This window comes from Aurantimonas endophytica (assembly GCF_014196845.1).
GTDB lineage: Bacteria > Pseudomonadota > Alphaproteobacteria > Rhizobiales > Rhizobiaceae > Aurantimonas > Aurantimonas endophytica.
Map to the genome: position 1 here is coordinate 61,268 of NZ_JACIEM010000004.1, position 16,296 is coordinate 77,563.

General features: G+C 68.9%; 15 protein-coding genes. 5 read left to right on the forward strand and 10 right to left on the reverse strand.

Features of this window, described 5'->3' with window-relative positions; genetic code table 11:
• The first annotated feature begins 54 nt into the window (after positions 1–54).
• Both GGR03_RS14725 and GGR03_RS14730 read left to right on the forward strand, forming a co-directional pair.
• The gene (locus GGR03_RS14725; protein WP_183209375.1) at positions 55–1,224 is read left to right on the forward strand and encodes a pyridoxal phosphate-dependent aminotransferase; all 1,170 of its coding nucleotides are present in this window, start codon (positions 55–57) and stop codon (positions 1,222–1,224) included.
• On the forward strand, positions 1,221–2,324 hold the full coding sequence (locus tag GGR03_RS14730; RefSeq protein WP_183209376.1) for an AbrB family transcriptional regulator: 1,104 nt from the start codon (positions 1,221–1,223) through the stop codon (positions 2,322–2,324). The genes GGR03_RS14725 and GGR03_RS14730 overlap by 4 nt, the downstream gene beginning before the upstream one ends.
• Here the strand turns inward: GGR03_RS14730 and GGR03_RS14735 are convergent.
• The 3 genes from GGR03_RS14735 to GGR03_RS14745 form a co-directional block, all read right to left on the reverse strand.
• Entirely contained in the window at positions 2,292–2,669 is a 378-nt protein-coding gene (locus GGR03_RS14735) for a cupin domain-containing protein (RefSeq protein ID WP_183209377.1), read from the reverse strand. The genes GGR03_RS14730 and GGR03_RS14735 overlap by 33 nt on opposite strands.
• Positions 2,670–2,714: 45 nt before the next feature.
• Positions 2,715–3,995, reverse strand: coding sequence for a 5-aminolevulinate synthase (gene hemA, locus GGR03_RS14740; RefSeq protein WP_210292159.1), 1,281 nt, complete (start codon positions 3,993–3,995; stop codon positions 2,715–2,717).
• Positions 3,996–4,215: 220 nt separating this feature from the next.
• Positions 4,216–4,395: a hypothetical protein gene (locus GGR03_RS14745; protein ID WP_183209378.1), complete on the reverse strand. Its 180-nt coding sequence runs from the start codon at positions 4,393–4,395 to the stop codon at positions 4,216–4,218.
• A gap of 170 nt (positions 4,396–4,565) precedes the next feature.
• On the opposite strand from GGR03_RS14745, the gene GGR03_RS14750 reads away from it, so the two are divergent.
• Both GGR03_RS14750 and GGR03_RS14755 read left to right on the forward strand, forming a co-directional pair.
• Entirely contained in the window at positions 4,566–5,882 is a 1,317-nt protein-coding gene (locus tag GGR03_RS14750) for an NAD(P)H-dependent oxidoreductase (protein WP_183209380.1), read from the forward strand.
• Positions 5,860–6,633: an endonuclease/exonuclease/phosphatase family protein gene (locus tag GGR03_RS14755; RefSeq protein WP_183209381.1), complete on the forward strand. Its 774-nt coding sequence runs from the start codon at positions 5,860–5,862 to the stop codon at positions 6,631–6,633. The genes GGR03_RS14750 and GGR03_RS14755 overlap by 23 nt, the downstream gene beginning before the upstream one ends.
• Here the strand turns inward: GGR03_RS14755 and GGR03_RS14760 are convergent.
• The 7 genes from GGR03_RS14760 to GGR03_RS14790 form a co-directional block, all read right to left on the reverse strand.
• Positions 6,593–6,982 (reverse strand): MarR family winged helix-turn-helix transcriptional regulator, encoded by a 390-nt coding sequence (locus GGR03_RS14760; RefSeq protein ID WP_183209383.1) that lies wholly within the window; start codon positions 6,980–6,982, stop codon positions 6,593–6,595. The genes GGR03_RS14755 and GGR03_RS14760 overlap by 41 nt on opposite strands.
• 275 nt (positions 6,983–7,257) lie before the next feature.
• Positions 7,258–8,271, reverse strand: coding sequence for an oligopeptide/dipeptide ABC transporter ATP-binding protein (locus tag GGR03_RS14765; RefSeq protein ID WP_183209385.1), 1,014 nt, complete (start codon positions 8,269–8,271; stop codon positions 7,258–7,260).
• Positions 8,268–9,254 carry an ABC transporter ATP-binding protein gene (locus tag GGR03_RS14770; protein ID WP_183209387.1) on the reverse strand — a complete coding sequence of 329 codons (987 nt, stop codon included), beginning with the start codon at positions 9,252–9,254 and terminating at the stop codon, positions 8,268–8,270. The genes GGR03_RS14765 and GGR03_RS14770 overlap by 4 nt, the downstream gene beginning before the upstream one ends.
• Positions 9,251–10,102, reverse strand: a complete 852-nt coding sequence (locus GGR03_RS14775; RefSeq protein WP_183209389.1) for an ABC transporter permease — start codon at positions 10,100–10,102, stop codon at positions 9,251–9,253. The genes GGR03_RS14770 and GGR03_RS14775 overlap by 4 nt, the downstream gene beginning before the upstream one ends.
• Entirely contained in the window at positions 10,099–11,046 is a 948-nt protein-coding gene (locus tag GGR03_RS14780) for an ABC transporter permease (RefSeq protein WP_183209390.1), read from the reverse strand. Before GGR03_RS14780 ends, GGR03_RS14775 begins: the two co-directional genes overlap by 4 nt.
• A gap of 7 nt (positions 11,047–11,053) precedes the next feature.
• A complete protein-coding gene (locus GGR03_RS14785; RefSeq protein ID WP_183209392.1) occupies positions 11,054–12,562 on the reverse strand; it encodes an ABC transporter substrate-binding protein in 1,509 nt (502 codons plus the stop codon).
• Between the two features lie 125 nt (positions 12,563–12,687).
• Positions 12,688–13,404 (reverse strand): class I SAM-dependent methyltransferase, encoded by a 717-nt coding sequence (locus tag GGR03_RS14790; protein WP_183209394.1) that lies wholly within the window; start codon positions 13,402–13,404, stop codon positions 12,688–12,690.
• A 194-nt stretch (positions 13,405–13,598) separates the two neighbouring features.
• Between GGR03_RS14790 and GGR03_RS14795 the strand changes: the two genes are divergently transcribed.
• On the forward strand, positions 13,599–16,283 hold the full coding sequence (locus tag GGR03_RS14795; RefSeq protein ID WP_183209397.1) for a bifunctional acetate--CoA ligase family protein/GNAT family N-acetyltransferase: 2,685 nt from the start codon (positions 13,599–13,601) through the stop codon (positions 16,281–16,283).
• The last annotated feature ends 13 nt before the right edge of the window (positions 16,284–16,296 follow it).

Genomic DNA, 16,296 nt, shown 5'->3' on the forward strand with positions numbered 1-16,296 from the left:
GCGAAAACGTGGGAGAGCTTCCCGCGTCCCGACCCTTCCCGGAAGGCCCAAGTCATGAGCGATCTGTCACGCCTCAGCCGCGAGGCGGTCGAGGCGCCGGAGAGCGGCATCGTCGCCGTGATGACCTACGCGCGCGGCCGCGAGGGGTTGATCCCGCTCTGGGCGGGGGAGGGCGATCTGTCGACGCCCGCCTTCATCAGCGAGGCCGCCGCCGCCAGTCTTGCCGCCGGCGAGACGTTCTACACCTGGCAGCGCGGCATTCCGGAGCTGCGCCAGGCCCTCGCCACCTATACCGAACGGCTTTACGACCGGCCCACCGCGCCGGACCGGTTCTTCGTCACCGGCTCGGGAATGCAGGCGATCCAGCTCGCCATCGCCTCAGTCGCGAGCCCCGGCGACGAGGTAGTCTATCTCGGCCCCGCCTGGCCGAACTTCGCCGCTGCCGTCGGCGTCAAGGGCGCCGTCGCGCGCGAGGTATCGCTGGACTTCACCGAAGCCGGCTGGCACCTCGACGTGCAGAAGCTGGCGGATGCGATCGGGCCGAAGACCCGCGCCCTGTTCATCAACACGCCGTCCAATCCGACCGGCTGGACCGCCAGCGAGGCCGAGCTTCGGGCGATCCTCGATCTTGCCCGGGCGCGGGGTATCTCGTTGATCGCCGACGAGATCTACAACCGCTTCTATTACGGCGGCGGCCAGGCGCCGTCGTTCCACGACGTCATGGAGGCAGACGACTCGATCTTCTTCGTCAATTCCTTCTCCAAGAACTGGGCGATGACCGGCTGGCGGATCGGCTGGATCGAGACCAGCGCCGCCTATGGCGACGTTCTGGAGAACCTGATCCAGTACTCGACCTCGGGCGTGGCGACCTTCATGCAGCGAGCTGCGGTTGCCGCGCTGGAGGAGGGGGAGAGCTTCGTCGCCGGCCAGGTCGAGCGCGCGGCCAAGGCGCGCGACATCTTCACCGACCGGCTGCTGGCCACCAACCGCGTGTCGATGACCCGGCCGGACGGCGCTTTCTATGCGTTCTTCGCGGTCGACGGCATTACCGACACCCGGGCCGCTGCGTTCCGGCTGGTCGACGAGGCGCTGGTGGGACTGGCGCCCGGAACCGCCTTCGGCCCTGCCGGCACGCCTTTCCTGCGGGCGTGCTTCCACCGCCGGCTCGACGAGGTCGAGATCGCGGCGGACCGCATCGCGGACTGGATCGGCCGGTCGGCGTGAGGGCCGTTTCCCGGCAACGGATCGTCGCGCTCGCCGCGACGCTCGTCCTCGCGGCCCTGGCGGGGGCGGTCGGTGTCGTCCTCGGCTTTCCGGTGCCGTGGCTGCTCGGCCCGGTTCTCGCGGTCTCCGCTGCAAGCATCGCCGGCCTCGATACGCGCCTGCCGCTGACCCTGCGCGGCTTCGCCTTCTTCGTGCTGGGGATCCAGGCCGGTTCCGGCGTCACCCCGGCGGTGCTCGAGCAGCTGGCGCTGTGGCCGGCCTCCTTCGCCATACAGATGGTGGGCGTCGGCTTCGTCATCGCGGCGAGCTACGCTTTCCTGCGGCGCGGACTCGGCTGGGACCATCCGACGTCGCTGTTCGCCTCGATGCCGGGAGCGCTGTCCTTCGTGGTCGCTGCGGCGGCGCAGACCCGGGCGGACATGACGCGCGTCGCGGTGGTCCAGAGCGTGCGACTGCTGATGCTTATCGGAGTGCTCACGCCGACCCTTGCCTGGCTGCAAAGCGACATCGGCATTCTCGCTGCCGGTCATGCCAATACCAGCGCCGGGGAATATGCGGCGATGTTCGCGCTCTGTGGCGTCGGGGGCGTGCTCGGCCATTTCTCCCGCGTGCCGGGTGGGATGATGCTGGGTGCTTTGATCGCCAGCGCCATCCTCCACGGGGGCGGCTTCGTCACCGCGCCAATTCCGGCGACGCTCGCGGCATTCTGCCTCGTGCTGCTCGGGGCGGTGATCGGCGCGCGACTGCGCGGCATCAGCCGGCGTGAACTCGCCGTCCTCCTGCCGGCCTCGGTCGGCTCGTTCATCATCGGGCTCGGTCTGTCGGCCATCGCCGCGATCGCGGCGATCTTCGCGCTCGGCCTCGCCCCCGGCAAGGTTGCGCTGGCCTATGCGCCCGGGGCGCTGGAGGCGCTGACCGTGCTGGCCTTCCAGTTCGACGTGGACCCCGCCTACGTCGCGGCGCATCACGTGGTGCGGTTCCTGGCGATCGCGCTCCTGGTCCCGTTGCTGGCGACCCGCATTGCCCGGAACGGGGTGGTCGAGGACAGTCCTGCGCCGGAAACTGCCTCAGGCGTCGATGGCGGCGAAGACCGAGGGTGACGGTGCCGGGGCCTCGCCGCCCACCGGGCCCCAGAAGATCACCCAGGTGACGAAGTCGTCGGACATGCCCACGAAGCGGTGCTCGATGCCGGCCCGCACGAACAGCGCGTCGCCGGCAGCGACGCTCTCCCGCTCGCCGTCACGGATGAAATCGCTGGTGCCGGACGCGACGATATAGAGCTCGTCCTGGTCGTGCGGCTGCTGGCGATCCTCGCCGCGCGGCGCGAAGACCTGCAGCGACATCGTGCCGTGCGCCAGCGCCTCGACGTCGAAGACGCCGTCGGGCCACTCGGCCGTTGCAGGGCGGGGGAGCTTGGCGAGGAGGGCGGACAGCGAAAGCTTCATCGAAGACCCCTGGTGCGAAAGGGCACCCGAGGTCTCGCGAAGCGTTTAACCGCCTGCCTGCGAGACCACGAGCGACGTGACCGCCGTCGAACGCTCGGCATGCTGCGGCTGTTCCGTGGAAAACCGGATACCGACGGTCTGCCAGGTCTCGACCAGCGCGTCCTTGAGCGACTCGATCAGCCCGTCGCCGTGCAGCGGCGTCGGCGTGATGCGCAGCCGCTCGGTGCCGCGGGGTACGGTCGGATAGTTGATCGGCTGGATATAGATGCCGTGGCGCTGCAGGAGGTGGTCGCTCGCCTTCTTGCAGAGGTCGGCGTCGCCCACCAGCAGCGGCACGATATGGGTATCGGAGGGCATGACCGGCAGATTGGCCTCGCTGAAGACCGCCTTGGCCCGGGCCGCCTGGCGCTGCTGCGCGTCGCGCTCGCCCTGCGAGGTCTTGAGGTGGCGGATGGACGCCGTCGCCGCAGCGGCGAGCGCCGGCGGCAGGGCCGTCGTGAAGATGAAGCCGGGCGCATAGGAGCGGATCGAGTCGATCAGCGCGCGCGTGCCGGTGATGTAGCCGCCGAGCACGCCGAAGGCCTTGGCCAGCGTGCCCTCGATGACGTCGATGCGCTGGGCGAGGCCGTCGCGCTCAGAGATGCCGCCGCCGCGCGGGCCGTACATGCCGACCGCATGGACCTCGTCGATATAGGTCATGGCGTTGTAGTACTCGGCGAGCTCGACGATCTTCTCGATCGGCGCGACATCGCCATCCATCGAGTAGACGCTTTCGAAGACGATCAGCTTCGGCCGGGCCGGGTCTGCTGCCTTCAGAAGCTCTTCCAGATGCGCCACGTCGTTGTGGCGGAAGATCTGCTTCTTGGCGCCGGACTTGCGCACGCCCTCGATCATCGAGGCGTGGTTCAGCTCGTCGGACAGGATCAGGCAGTCGGGCAGCAGCTTGGCGATCGTCGAGATCGAGGCCTCGTTGGAGACGAAGCCGGAGGTGAAGACCAGCGCCGCTTCCTTGCCGTGCAGATCGGCGAGCTCGCGCTCCAGCTCGACCAGCGGATGATTGGTGCCGGAAATGTTGCGCGTGCCGCCGGCGCCGGAGCCCATGGCGGAGACGGTCGAGGTCATCGCCGCGATGACGTCCGGATGCTGGCCCATGCCGAGATAATCGTTGGAGCACCAGACGGTGATCTCGCGCGCCTTGCCGTCATGGCGCCAGAGCGCCGTCGGAAAACGGCCTGCGATACGCTCGAGATCAGCAAACACCCGGTAGCGCTTCTCGGCGTGGAGAGCTTCGATCGCGGACTGGAAATGGCTCTGATAGTCGATCATGAGTGCTCCTTGTCAGAACCGTTCTAAGTCGGCCGTCCGGCGAAGTCCATGCCGTAGGGGGCCTTGCCTGCACATGAATGTCAATCTAAATTGACAGTCGGCGTAATAATAATTGGACACATGCCGGATGGGCATTAGCCGCGTCAGATACTTAGGCCGGATGCCGAGGTACCGCGCAGGGACCCGGACATTCAGGCGCGCCTGCCTCTCGATTCGTCGTTCAGTCGGACGCGTCACCGTCCGTCGGGGGCGGGGTTTCGCCGGGAAGCGCGTCCTCCCTGCGAGGCTCGCGGCGAGCCCGGGCCTGTTCCTTGCGTCGCTTCAGATTGGCGCGAAGTTGTTCCTGAAGTCGTTCCTGGCGGGTGGGTTTGGTCGTCCGGGGTCTGTCGTCGTCGATCATGTAATTGTTCCGTTTCTAGGAAGCGAGTGTGGGAGCGGCCTTGATCGAGGTCAAATCCCCGAGGCGGTGGCGTGATGCGAACGGCGGTTACATCTGTGGCGAAAACCGTTAGATACCCCGCACTTGGCCGGGGCGCTTCCGGCCATTCCCGCATCGAGGACGCCAGCCCCATGATCGAACGCGTCGGCTTCGCTGCCGAACTTGCCGCCTATACCGACCGGCATGGGCCGGTCACGATAGGCCTCGCCGGCGCGGGTCAGATGGGCACCGACATCGTTGTCCAGGTCGCGCTGATGGCCGGCGTCAGGATCGGCGCGGTGGCGGCCAACAGCCCGACGCGCCCCATGGCGGCGATCGCCATGGCCGGCCACGACGCCGGGCACGGGGCGATCGTGTCGAGCGCCGCAGCCATCGACAGCGCGATCGAGGCCGGGCGCATTGCGGTGACCGACGATCTCGGCGCCCTCTGCGCCAGCGGCCATATCGACGTGATCGTCGACGCCACCGGCAGCCCGGAGATCGGCACCTTCCTGGCAATGGAAGCCATCCGCAACGGCAAGCACATCGTCATGCTCAATGTCGAGGCGGACATCACGGTGGGCCGGCTGCTGGCACGCAAGGCGCGGGAAGCCGGCGTCGTCTATACCGGCTCGGCCGGCGACGAGCCCGCGGCGACGCTCGAGCTCATCGGCTTTGCCCAGAGCCTCGGCATGGAGATCATCGCCGCCGGCAAGGGCAAGAACAATCCGCTGCGCCATTCCGCGGTGCCGGAGGAATTCGAGGAAGAGGCGCGCGCCCGCGACATGAATGCGCGGATGCTGGTCGAATTCATCGACGGCTCGAAGACCATGGTCGAAATGACCGCCATCGCCAACTGCACCGGCCTCAAGCCCGACGTTCCCGGCATGCATGGGCCCGAGGCGACTGCCGCCAATCTCGGCCAGATCCTCTGCACGCAGGAAGACGGCGGCATCCTGTCGCAGTCCGGCTGCGTCGACTATACGATCGGCAAGGGCGTCGCCCCGGGCGTCTTCTGCATCGTCAAGCCGCGCCATCCGCGCGCGATCGACCGGATGGCCGATCTCAAGGTCGGCCCCGGCCCCTGCTTCGGGCTGATCCGGCCGTTCCATTTGACAAGCCTGGAGACGCCGCTCTCGGCCGCCCGCGCGGTAATGTACCGGCGCCCCGACATGGTGCCGATCGACCGGCCCGTGGCCGAATGCGGCGCCGTCGCCAAGCGCCGCCTGATGCCCGGCGAGACGCTGGGAAGGATCGGCCAGTCGGACTATCGCGGCTATGCGATGACCTGGGCCGACGGGCGTGCCAGGCGGGCCCTGCCGTTGGGTCTCGCCGAAAAGTCCCGGGTGACGGCGGTGGTCGAGCCGGGCGATCTCCTGACGCATGACAACTGCACGGCGGATTCCGGCCTGCTCGTCACCCGGATGCGCGCGGAACTGGACGCCAGTGACCAGCAATTCCTCGACTGAGCCGGGCGCCAGGCGGCGCCTGCGCATCGTCTCCTGGAACTGCCACGGCTCGATCGGTCGTGGTGGGCGCTGCGATCCGGAACGCACGCTGGCCGTCATCGCCGCGCTCGATCCCGACATCCTCGCGCTACAGGAGGTCGATGGCCGCTCCCATCTCGGTCGCCGCGCTTTGGCCTTCGAGTTCTTCGCGGCGCGCCTCGGCGGGTATCTCGTCGAGGCGCGCACAGTCCCTCGGGAGCGGCGCGACTACGGCCATCTGCTCTGGTCACGCGGCCGGGTTTTGAGAAGCGGCGTCCATTTCCTGCCCGGCGGGAGAATCGAACCTCGCGCGGCGGTGGATGCGGTGTGCCAGACGGCGCTGGGCCCGGTGCGGGTGCTTGCCACCCATCTCGGTCTCGGACCGTGGAGCCGGCGTGTGCAGGCGCGGTTCCTCGCCTCGACCATCGGAGCGGACGCGGGACAACTCGTCGCGCTGGGCGATTTCAACGAGTGGCGCCACGGCGGCCCCGTGGACGCGGCGCTGTGCGAGCGCCTTCCGGTTCGGGTTTCGGTACCGAGCTGGCCGGCACGATGGCCGCTGGTCCACATGGACAGGCTCTACGCCTCGTCCGCCTTCCAGGCCACAGCCCGCGCGGTGCCGGCATGGATGGCGCACGCCTCGGATCATCTACCGCTGGTCGTCGATCTTCTGCCGGCCGAGCCGAGCGGAATCACGGCAGGGCCGGTACCTCGCCGGACTTCGTCGCCTTGATCGCTGTTTCCAAGCTTCTGACCAGGGTCTGCCGTTCTTCCGGGCCGAGACAGGCGAGGGAATCGGCGACTTTGCGAAGCGGGTCCTTTTTCAGCAGCGCAAGCCCACGATCGGTCAGTTCCAACTGCTCGGCGCGTCCCCGCCCGATGGTGCCGCGCTTGACCAGATAGCCTTTGGTGATCAGCGTCCTGACGGTCCTCGCCACGGCGCCGGAAGCAAGGCCCTGGAACCGCGCCAGATCGATCGCCGTGCGACGCTCCGGTGCCGCCAGCTGGACATAGCGGAGCGCCGCCCATTGCGCAGGAAACAGATGCGAAGCATAGCCCTGCGAATGCAGTCTTCGCGCCATTTGTTCCAGCAGGGCTGCCAGTACCGCCGTCGAGATTTCGTCAGTTTCCAATAGTTTATGGCCGAATTAGTTTTGGATCGCGCGATGAGCGCGCCTCCGAGAACAACCTGAGGTACACGCTACTAAGGTAGCATAAATATGGCGCCAGGTATTTATTGCAAATTCACGATCGGTTCCCGCAGCGTCGGTCGGGCAGATATTGTTCCGGTAAGTATCGGATCACCAAATGCTCACTCGAATATATACCGGGGCGGGAAATGGCCTGAAACCGGGTGTTACACTGTCTGCACCGACGCGTCGTAGTCTATGAATTTTGATCCGAGCGCCTCGGCGAAGTGACAGGCGCTTCTCCGGTTCGGGTCGATCTGCCGCAGGAGAGGTTCCTCGGCGCAGATCGGGGCGGCGATGAGGCAGGCGCTGCGATAGTGGCACCCGGTCTCCGCCGGTCCGTCCGATACCACGTCGCGAGCCGCCGCCGTCTGGCGCCGCAGCGACTGGGGCCGGTCGAGCGCGGGCTCTGCCAGTGCGAGCGCCCGCGTGTAGGGGTGGCGGGGATCGCTGAAGATCGCGTCGGAAGGTCCCGTTTCCACCACCCGTCCCCGGTACATGACCGACACTACATCGGCGATCGCGGCGACGGCCGACAGATTGTGGCTGATGAACAGAATCGCCAGCCCCTCCCGCTCCGAGAGATCGAGCAACAGGTTGAGGATCTGCGCCTGGACCGAGAGGTCGAGGGCCGAGACCGCCTCGTCGGCGACGAGCAGCTTCGGTCGGGTGATGAGCGCCCGGGCAATGGCGATGCGCTGGCGCTGCCCGCCGGAAAATTCGTGCGGCCGGCGCATCGCATCCGAAGCGGCGAGCCCGACGCTTTCGAGCACCGACTCGACCCGTGCCGTGCGCTCCGCCCGCGACAGCTTTGGAACGACAAGATGCAGCGGCTCGGCGACGATCCGTCCGACGCGCTGGCGCGGGTCGAGGGAGCCGTAGGGGTCCTGGAAGACCATCTGGATGTCGCGCCGCCGGGCCCGCAGGGCGACGGCCGGAAGACCGTGCAGATCGTCCCCTCCCAGCAGCACGCGGCCGCTGCTCGGTCGCTCCAACGCCGTGACGATGCGCGCCAGCGTGGACTTGCCGCTTCCGCTCTCGCCGACGATGCCGTGGATCTGTCCCGCGTCGACCGTCAGGCTGACGCGGTCGAGCGCCGACAGCGGCGGCCGTCGGCCGAAGAGCCCGCCGCCGGCATAGAGCTTCGAGACCGCCTCGACGGCGAGCAGCGGCGCGCTCATCGCTCCGCACCTTCGGCCGTCGCCCGAATGCAGCGGACGGCCCGATCCGGTCCGATCGCGCGCCAGGGCGGCTCGCCGGCGTCGCAGGCCGGGATATGCGCCGGGCAGCGATCGGCGAAGCGGCAGCCGGGCGGCAGCGCACCGAAAGCCGGCACCGTGCCGGGGATGACCGTGAGGCGCTGGCGGACACCGTCGGTCTTCCGCGGGCGCGGCATCGCGCCGATCAGGCCGCGCGTATAGGGATTGGCGGGCGTGGCCAGCAGCGCCGCCGTCGGCGCTTCCTCGAACCGCGTCCCGGCATAGAGCACCAGGGTCCGGGCGACGGTCCGTGCGATGACCCCGAGATCGTGGCTGACGAGGATCAGCGCCATGTTCGCCTCGGCGACGAGCTCACCGAGAATGTCGAGCACGTCCCGCTGCACCGTCACGTCGAGCGCGGTGGTCGGCTCGTCGGCGATCAGCAGCGCGGGCGAGCGCGCCAGGGCGATGGCTATCACCACACGCTGGCGCTGGCCGCCGGACAATTCGTGCGGGAAGGCATCGATGCGGTTCGCCGCATCCGCGATGCGCACCCGGTCGAGCAGGGCCAGAGCCGCGGCGCGGGCCGCCGCCGGGCGCACCCCGTCGAGACGCAGCCCTTCGGCGATCTGGTCGCCGATCCGCATCGCCGGGTTGAGCGCCGTCATCGGCTCCTGGAAGATCATTGCGATCCGCCGGCCCCTGATGGCGCTGAGCCCGGCCTCGCTCGCCGTGACGAGGTCGCGTCCCTCGAAGCGGATCGCGCCGCTGACCGTGGCGGAGCCGGGCAGGAGCCCGATCAGCGCCAGCGCCAGCAGCGACTTGCCGGAGCCGGATTCGCCGACGATGCCGAGCGTCTCGCCCTTGGCGAGGTTGAATCCGACATCGTGGAGGATCGGCAGCTTCGAGCCGTCCGCCCGGGCGAGTGCCACGCCGAGGTTCTCTACGGACAGCAGCGGGCTCATCGGCCGAGGTCCCGGCGCGGGTCGAGCCGGTCGCGCATGCCGTCGCCGAGGAGATTGAGGCCGAGCACCGCGATGGCGATCGCCGCCCCCGGTGCGATGGCGAGCCAGGGCGCGGTCGCCAGATAGGTCTGCGAATCGGCCAGCATCCGGCCCCAGCTGGGTGCCGGCGGCGCCAATCCGAGGCCCAGAAAGCTCAGCCCCGCCTCGGTCAGGATCGCGAGGCCGAGCTGGATCGTCGCCTGGACGATCAGATCGCCGGAGATGTTCGGTACGACATGCTCGATCGCGATGCGCGGGCCGCTCTTGCCGGCGCCGCGTGCCGCCAGGATGTAGTCGCGGGCGAGGATGCGCATGGCCGCGCCGCGGGTGATGCGCGCGAACACCGGCACCATGAAGACGGCGATCGCGACGATGGCGTTGATCATCCCGGTGCCGAGCAAGGCGGCCAGCATCATCGCGGAAAGGATCGGCGGGAAAGCGAAGACGACGTCCATCGCCCGCATCACCATGGCGCCGATCCAGCCGCGGCGCGACGCCGCGACGAGGCCGAGCAGCGTGCCGAGACTGGCGCCGATGGCGACCGCCGCGACGGCGATCACCAGCGAGTTCACCGCTCCCGCCATCAGCAGCGACAGGACGTCCCGGCCAAGCTGGTCGGTGCCCAGCAGGCCCCCCTCCAGGGGCGGGCGAAGCCGGGCGGCGATGTCGAGCCTGGTCGGGACCGCCGGTGTCCAGACCAGCGACAGGAGGGCGACGGCGATCAGCGCGGCGACGATCGCGCCGCCGACGGCAAGGCGCCATCCGGGCGCGGCCCTGCGTGTCCGCGTCGCCGGGACGACGGCGCTCATGCCGACGCCCTCAGCCGCGGATCGAGGACGAGATAGGAGAGGTCGACCAGGAAGTTCACGACGATCACCAGAGCCGCCATCAGCAGCACGACGTCCTGCATGACGATCAGGTCGCGCTGCTGCAGCGCCTGGAAGGCGAGGCGGCCGAGGCCGGGCAGGCCGAAAACGTTCTCGACCAGCACCGCGCCGGCGATCAGGAAGGTGAACTGCAGGCCGATGACCGTCACCACCGGCAGCAGCGCGTTCGGCACCGCATGACGCCAGAGGGCGGCCCGCCTGGTCAGCCCCTTGGCGCGTGCGGTCCGCACGAAATCCTCGTGCAGCACGTCGAGCACAGCCGACCGGGTAACGCGCGTCAGCACGCCGGCCTGCGGCAGCGCCAGCGCCACCGCGGGCAGCGTCAGGGCGGCAAGCGCAGGCAGGATGCCGGCGTCCCAGCCCGGAAAGCCGCCGGACGGCATGATCCCCAGCGTCGAGGCAAAGACCAGGATGAGCAGGATGCCGACCCAGAAATTGGGCGTCGCGACGCCGATCTGGGCGGCGCCGGTGGCAAGTACGTCCCAGGCACTGCCGCGTCGCGACGCGGCAAGAATGCCGAGCGGCAGGGCCAGCGCGATCGACAGGACGATCGCCATCAGCGCCAGCGGCAGGGTCACGGCCAGCCGGTCCAGGATAAGGCCCGCGACGGGGACGCCGTAAGTGGTGGAGGTTCCGAGATCGCCTGCCAGCACGCCGCCGATCCACGCGGCAAAGCGCAGCGGCAGCGGCCGGTCGAGACCGAGCTCGAGGCGCAGTGCCGCCAGCGTGTCCGGCCGCACCGACGTGCCCAGCATGATGGCGGCCGGATCACCCGGCAGCACGTCCATGACCAGGAACACGGCGACAGAGACCGCCAGCAGCGTGACGACGAGGCCGGCGAGCCGCCAGGCGATCATCCGCAGCATGGACGGGTCAGTCGGTCCACGCGACGTCGGTCAGGTCGTTGGAGGGGATCGGCTCGTTCTCCCAGAGACCGGTGAGGGCGGCGTTCCAGACGCCGAGCTTCGGCATCGCGAAGAGATAGAGGGCAGGGACCTCGTCGGCGAGGATGCGCTGCGCGTCGCCGTATCGGGCAAGCCGCTCCGCCGGATCGATGGCGGTTTCCGCCGCGACGATGGCCGCGTCGAAGGCCGGGTTGGCATAACCGAAATAATAGTCCGGCCGCGCATAGATCCCGATATCGAGCGGTTCGGCATGGGCGACGATGGTCATGTCGAATTCATGCCGCGTGAAGACCTCGTCGACCCAGCGTGCCGGAAACTCGGTGGGGACGATTTCGAGCGTCACCCCGATCTCGGCGAAGAAGGCCTGCAGTACCTCGGCGGAGCGGGTGGCATAGGACATTTGCGGGGTCTTGATCGTCAGCGAGAACCCGTCCGGATAGCCGGCTTCGGCGAGCAGCTGGCGCGCCGCTTCCGGATCGTAAGGATGGGCTTCGGTGAGGTCGACGAAGCCCGGATCGTTCGGGGCGTAATGACTGCCGATCGGCTCGCCGTAGCCGGCATAGACGCCATGGATCAGCGTTTCGCGGTCGACCGCCATCATCAGCGCCCGACGGACCCGCAGATCGTCGAATGGCGCCTTGCGCCCGTTCATCCCTGCTACGACCTTCAGTTCAGTGCTGCCGACGACCGTGGCGAGGTCGGCTACGCCCTCGAGCGTCGCGTAGAGCTCCGGCGCGCCGAATTCCGGGAAGGCATCGATGTCGCCGCTACGGATCGCCGCGGCCTGGGCCTGCGGATCGGCGACGAAGCGGAACGTCGCGGCTGCCAGCGCGGGAACGTCCTCCCTGTTCCAGTAGTCGGCCCGGCGCCGCAGCTCGATCCGGTCGCCCTGTCGCCACTCCGCCAGTGCAAAGGGCCCGGTGCCGACCGGCCGGACATTGTTGGTCGCGGCGGAACTCGGCTCGACCATGACCGCCGCCGGCCAGGCCAGCCAGTAAAGCAGGTTACCGGTCGGCTGCGACAGGGTCACGACCAGCGTCGCCGGGTCGCGCGCCTCGACCGACAGGATCGTCGCGTAGAACTGCTTCTGCGGGTTGGTCGAGCCGTCGCCGCGCGCCCGGTCGAGCGCGAACTTCGCCGTCTCGGCCGTGAAATCCGTCCCGTTGGAGAAGGTGACGTCCGGCTCAAGCGTGAAGACGTAGGTGAGCCCGTCCTCGGAGATGGTCCATTCGCGCGCCAGTTGCGGCTGCACCTGGCCGTCGCTGTCGATGCGGGTCAGCCCCTCGTAGATGTTCTGCCAGGTCACCTGGCCGATGGCGACGGGCGCCGCGGCGGTCGGGTCGAGACCTGCGGGTTCGATCGCCATCCCGATCGTCACCGTGTCGTGCGCCTGCGCCAGGGCAGGCGCAGGAACCGCGGCGAGGACCATCACGATGGCGGAAAGGACCCGAAGGCCGGCGACGGGACGGATCGGCATGGAGCGGCTCCGGAATGCGAGGAAAACGGACGGGCAGAGCCGGCGGCCGGCGCGACGGCCTTCGCGGCATTCGGACGGAAAACCTGCCCTGTTGCAAGACATGGGGTTGATTCTTGCGCGGTCTGTCAGTCGGGAACGCGAAGCCAGTAGATTCGCAGCGGCTGGGCGAGGACCTGGCCGCCGGAGGCATCGGTCGTCGCGCCGGCGGCAAACAGCCGGGCAACCTCGTCGCGTTTTTCTTCGATGACCGCAAGGCGGGACGGTGCGATCTCGACCAGCCGCTGGATGAAAGCCTCGGCATCGGCATAGGGCTGGTGGCGCTGGTAGACGACGTTTCCGCGTAGCTCGAGCAATTGCGACCGCACGGCGTCGGCGACGGCCCGCCCCGCGGCGTCGAGCACGGCCGTCTCGTCTTCCACCGGCCGCATCACCTCGTGTTGCGGGCCCTCCGCCAGCGGCTCGATCAGGAAGATCGTCCCGCCGCGGCGCGTCACCCGGGCGGCTTCCGCAAGCGCCTTGGCCATAAGATCCACGGGGACGTGATGCAGCGAGTTCATGAACACCGCCGCGTCGAATTCGGCATCCGGAAAAGGCAGTGCCTCGGCTCCGCCGATGTCGAAGCGCACATCGGCAACGTCCCGCCGGGCGCGCTCGATAGCCTCGGGGTTCGGATCGATCCCGGTCACCCTGTAGCCACGGCCGCTGAGGGCCTTGGCGAGGCCGCCCACGCCGGCGCCGATGTCGAGCACCGTGCGAGCCTTCTCCTGGGCCAGCCCCGCCGCGATGACCGCTGCCGTGTCGCCGGCCGCGAAAGCCTTGTTGAGTTCGTCCGGTCTCACCATGCCCAATCCTCCCGTTCGAGGCCCGCCCCGTCCGCGCCGACATAGGCGAAGCGGCGCGAAAGAGCGAGGCCGAGGCGATTCCGGTTTGACCCGGATCAGAGCCGTGCGACGTTCGCCGCGTTACCGTATCCCGATCCTGCAACTTTGCCGTGCGGCAAGGGCCGCAGACGCCTTACGACCGCGACGGAGACACGATGAGCATCCGAAATTTCGACGCGATCTTCTCGCCGCGCTCGATCGCCCTCGTCGGCGCCAGCAACGAGCCGGGGACCGTCGGCCGGGTACTGGCGGAGAACCTCCTGCGCGGCGGATTTGCCGGTCCGGTCATGACCGTGAACCCGCACGAATTCGCCATCCAGTCGACGCTGAACTACCGCTCGATCGACGCCCTGCCGATCACGCCGGACCTTGCCGTGGTGGCGACGCCAGCCGCGGCTGTTCCCGGGGTTATCGGCGAACTCGCCCGGCGCGGCTGCCGCGCCGCAGTAGTCATCAGCGCCGGGCTGGGGATCGGCAAGGACGGGCGCGACCTGAAGCGCGAGATGCTGGAGGCCGCCCGCCCGCATCTGATGCGCATCGTCGGACCGAACTGCATCGGCGTCATCTCGCCGGCGAAGGGAATCAATGCCAGCTTCGCGCATCTGACGCCGCGCTCCGGCGACATCGCCCTCGTCAGCCAGTCGGGCGCGATCGTCACCTCGGTGCTGGACTGGGCGGACGAGCGCGGCATCGGCTTCTCGCACGTGATGTCGCTCGGCGACATGGGCGACGTCGATTTCGGCGATATGCTGGATTTCCTCGCCGGCGACCGAGCGACCCGTTCGATCCTGCTCTATGTCGAGAACGTCACCCACGCGAAGAAATTCATGTCCGCCGCGCGCATCGCAGCGCGGGCGAAGCACGTCGTGGTGATCAAGGCGGGGCGCAGCGCCGAGGGTGCCCGCGCGGCACAGTCCCACACCGGTGCGCTCGCCGGCGCCGATGCCGTCTACGACGCCGCCTTCCGCCGCGCCGGCCTGCTCCGGGTCGGCCAGCTCGACGAGATGTTCGAGGCCGCCGCGACCCTCGCCACGCGGCTGCGTGTCGTCGACGACCGGCTGACCATCCTGACCAATGGCGGCGGCGCCGGCGTCCTCGCCGTCGACGCGCTGGACGCGGAGGGCGGCCGGCTGGCGGCGCTGAGCGATCAGGCGATCGCCCGGCTCGACGCGGTGATGCCGGCGGCCTGGTCGCGCGGCAATCCGGTGGACATCATCGGCGACGCGGACGGCGCACGCTATGCCGCTGCCCTCGAAATCCTCGGCGAGGAGCAGGACAGCGACGCCATTCTGGTGATCAACTGCCCGACCGCCGTCGCCAGCCCGATGCAGGGGGCGCAGGCGGTCGCCGACGCGACGGTGCAGCGGCCGCAACTGCCGATCCTGACCACCTGGCTGGGCGGCACCGCGGCGGCGCCCGCAAGAGCCTTCTTCGCTTCCCGCAAGATTGCCACCTTCGACGGCCCGGACAAGGCGATCCGCGCCTTCATGCATCTCCACCGCTACCGGCGGAACCAGGAGATGCTGATGGAGACGCCGGCGGCCGGCGTCGTGATCGGTCCTGTCGACCTCGAGGCGGCGCGGGCGCTGGTGCGCCAAGCCCTTGCGAGCGGGCGCACCGTCCTCACCGAACCGGAATCCAAGCAGCTCCTGTCCTTGTTCGGCATTCCCATCGTCCAGACGCTGCTGGCGGCGGACCCGGAGGAGGCGGGTCGGCGTTTTCAGGATGTCGGCGGGCCGGCCGTGCTGAAGATCGTCTCGCCGGCGATCAGCCACAAATCAGATGTCGGCGGCGTCCGCCTCAACATCCGTTCCGCCGAGGAGATGGTGGCGGCGGCGCGCACGATGCTCGAATCCATCCGGCAGACGCTGCCGGAGGCGCCGCTGGAAGGTTTTTCCGTCCAGCCGATGGTCGTGCGGGCCGATGCGCAGGAGCTGATTGCCGGCATCGCGTCCGATCCGACCTTCGGACCGGTCGTCCTGTTCGGGCGCGGCGGCAAGGCGACGGAGGTGATCGGCGACCGGGCGATCGGCCTACCGCCACTCAACTCCGTGCTGGCGCGTGAAATGATCGCCTCGACGCGGATATCCCGGCTGCTCGCCGGCTTTCGCGATGTGCCGCCGGTTCCCCTCGACCGCATCGTCGACGTGCTGATCCGCCTGTCGGAGCTGGCGGTTCTGCTGCCGGAGGTTGCCGAACTGGACATCAACCCGTTGCTCGCCAATGCCGGCGGGGTGATCGCCCTCGATGCGCGGGTCAGCGTCCGTGCCGTCTCGGGGGCGATCGTCAGCCCGGCGATTCGCCCTTATCCGCGCGAGTTCGAGCAACCGATCGAGCTCGCCGACGGCACGCCGCTTCTGCTGCGGCCGATCCGTCCGGAGGACGAGGCGGCGCTGGTCGCGATGGTCGAGCGCTGTACGCCGCGCGACCTGCGGCTGCGCTTCATGGGGCAGATGCGGGCATTCCCGCACCAGACCGCTGCGCGGTTTTCGCAGATCGACTACGACCGGGAGATGGCGCTGGTGGCGATGGGCGAGCCCGACGAGGCCGGCAAGCTGTCGATCCTCGGTGTGGTGCGGCTGGTGTCCGATCCCGAGAACGGGGCCGCCGAGTTCGCCGTGCTGGTGCGCTCCGACATGAAGGGGCGCGGGCTCGGCTACCGGCTGATGACGGCGATCCTCGACTATGGCCGTCGCCGCGGCCTTCAGCGCGTCTACGGCGAGATCCTGCGGGAGAACGCCACCATGCTGCGCATGGCGCGGGAACTGGGATTCGAGACGGAGGAAAGCGATCCGCAGGACGATACGGTCAAGGTCGTCGTGGCGTTCGACACGCGGTAAGCCCCGCCGGTCT

Excerpts from the sequence above, each read along its gene's own strand:
- GGR03_RS14725 (WP_183209375.1), top strand. The coding sequence starts at position 55 with ATGAGCGATCTGTCACGCCTCAGCCGCGAGGCGGTCGAGGCGCCGGAG.
- GGR03_RS14735 (WP_183209377.1), bottom strand. The coding sequence starts at position 2,669 with ATGAAGCTTTCGCTGTCCGCCCTCCTCGCCAAGCTCCCCCGCCCTGCA.
- hemA (WP_210292159.1), bottom strand. The coding sequence starts at position 3,995 with ATGATCGACTATCAGAGCCATTTCCAGTCCGCGATCGAAGCTCTCCAC.
- GGR03_RS14745 (WP_183209378.1), bottom strand. The coding sequence starts at position 4,395 with ATGATCGACGACGACAGACCCCGGACGACCAAACCCACCCGCCAGGAA.
- GGR03_RS14750 (WP_183209380.1), top strand. The coding sequence starts at position 4,566 with ATGATCGAACGCGTCGGCTTCGCTGCCGAACTTGCCGCCTATACCGAC.
- GGR03_RS14760 (WP_183209383.1), bottom strand. The coding sequence starts at position 6,982 with ATGGCGCGAAGACTGCATTCGCAGGGCTATGCTTCGCATCTGTTTCCT.
- GGR03_RS14765 (WP_183209385.1), bottom strand. The coding sequence starts at position 8,271 with ATGAGCGCGCCGCTGCTCGCCGTCGAGGCGGTCTCGAAGCTCTATGCC.
- GGR03_RS14770 (WP_183209387.1), bottom strand. The coding sequence starts at position 9,254 with ATGAGCCCGCTGCTGTCCGTAGAGAACCTCGGCGTGGCACTCGCCCGG.
- GGR03_RS14775 (WP_183209389.1), bottom strand. The coding sequence starts at position 10,102 with ATGAGCGCCGTCGTCCCGGCGACGCGGACACGCAGGGCCGCGCCCGGA.
- GGR03_RS14780 (WP_183209390.1), bottom strand. The coding sequence starts at position 11,046 with ATGCTGCGGATGATCGCCTGGCGGCTCGCCGGCCTCGTCGTCACGCTG.
- GGR03_RS14785 (WP_183209392.1), bottom strand. The coding sequence starts at position 12,562 with ATGCCGATCCGTCCCGTCGCCGGCCTTCGGGTCCTTTCCGCCATCGTG.
- GGR03_RS14790 (WP_183209394.1), bottom strand. The coding sequence starts at position 13,404 with ATGGTGAGACCGGACGAACTCAACAAGGCTTTCGCGGCCGGCGACACG.
- GGR03_RS14795 (WP_183209397.1), top strand. The coding sequence starts at position 13,599 with ATGAGCATCCGAAATTTCGACGCGATCTTCTCGCCGCGCTCGATCGCC.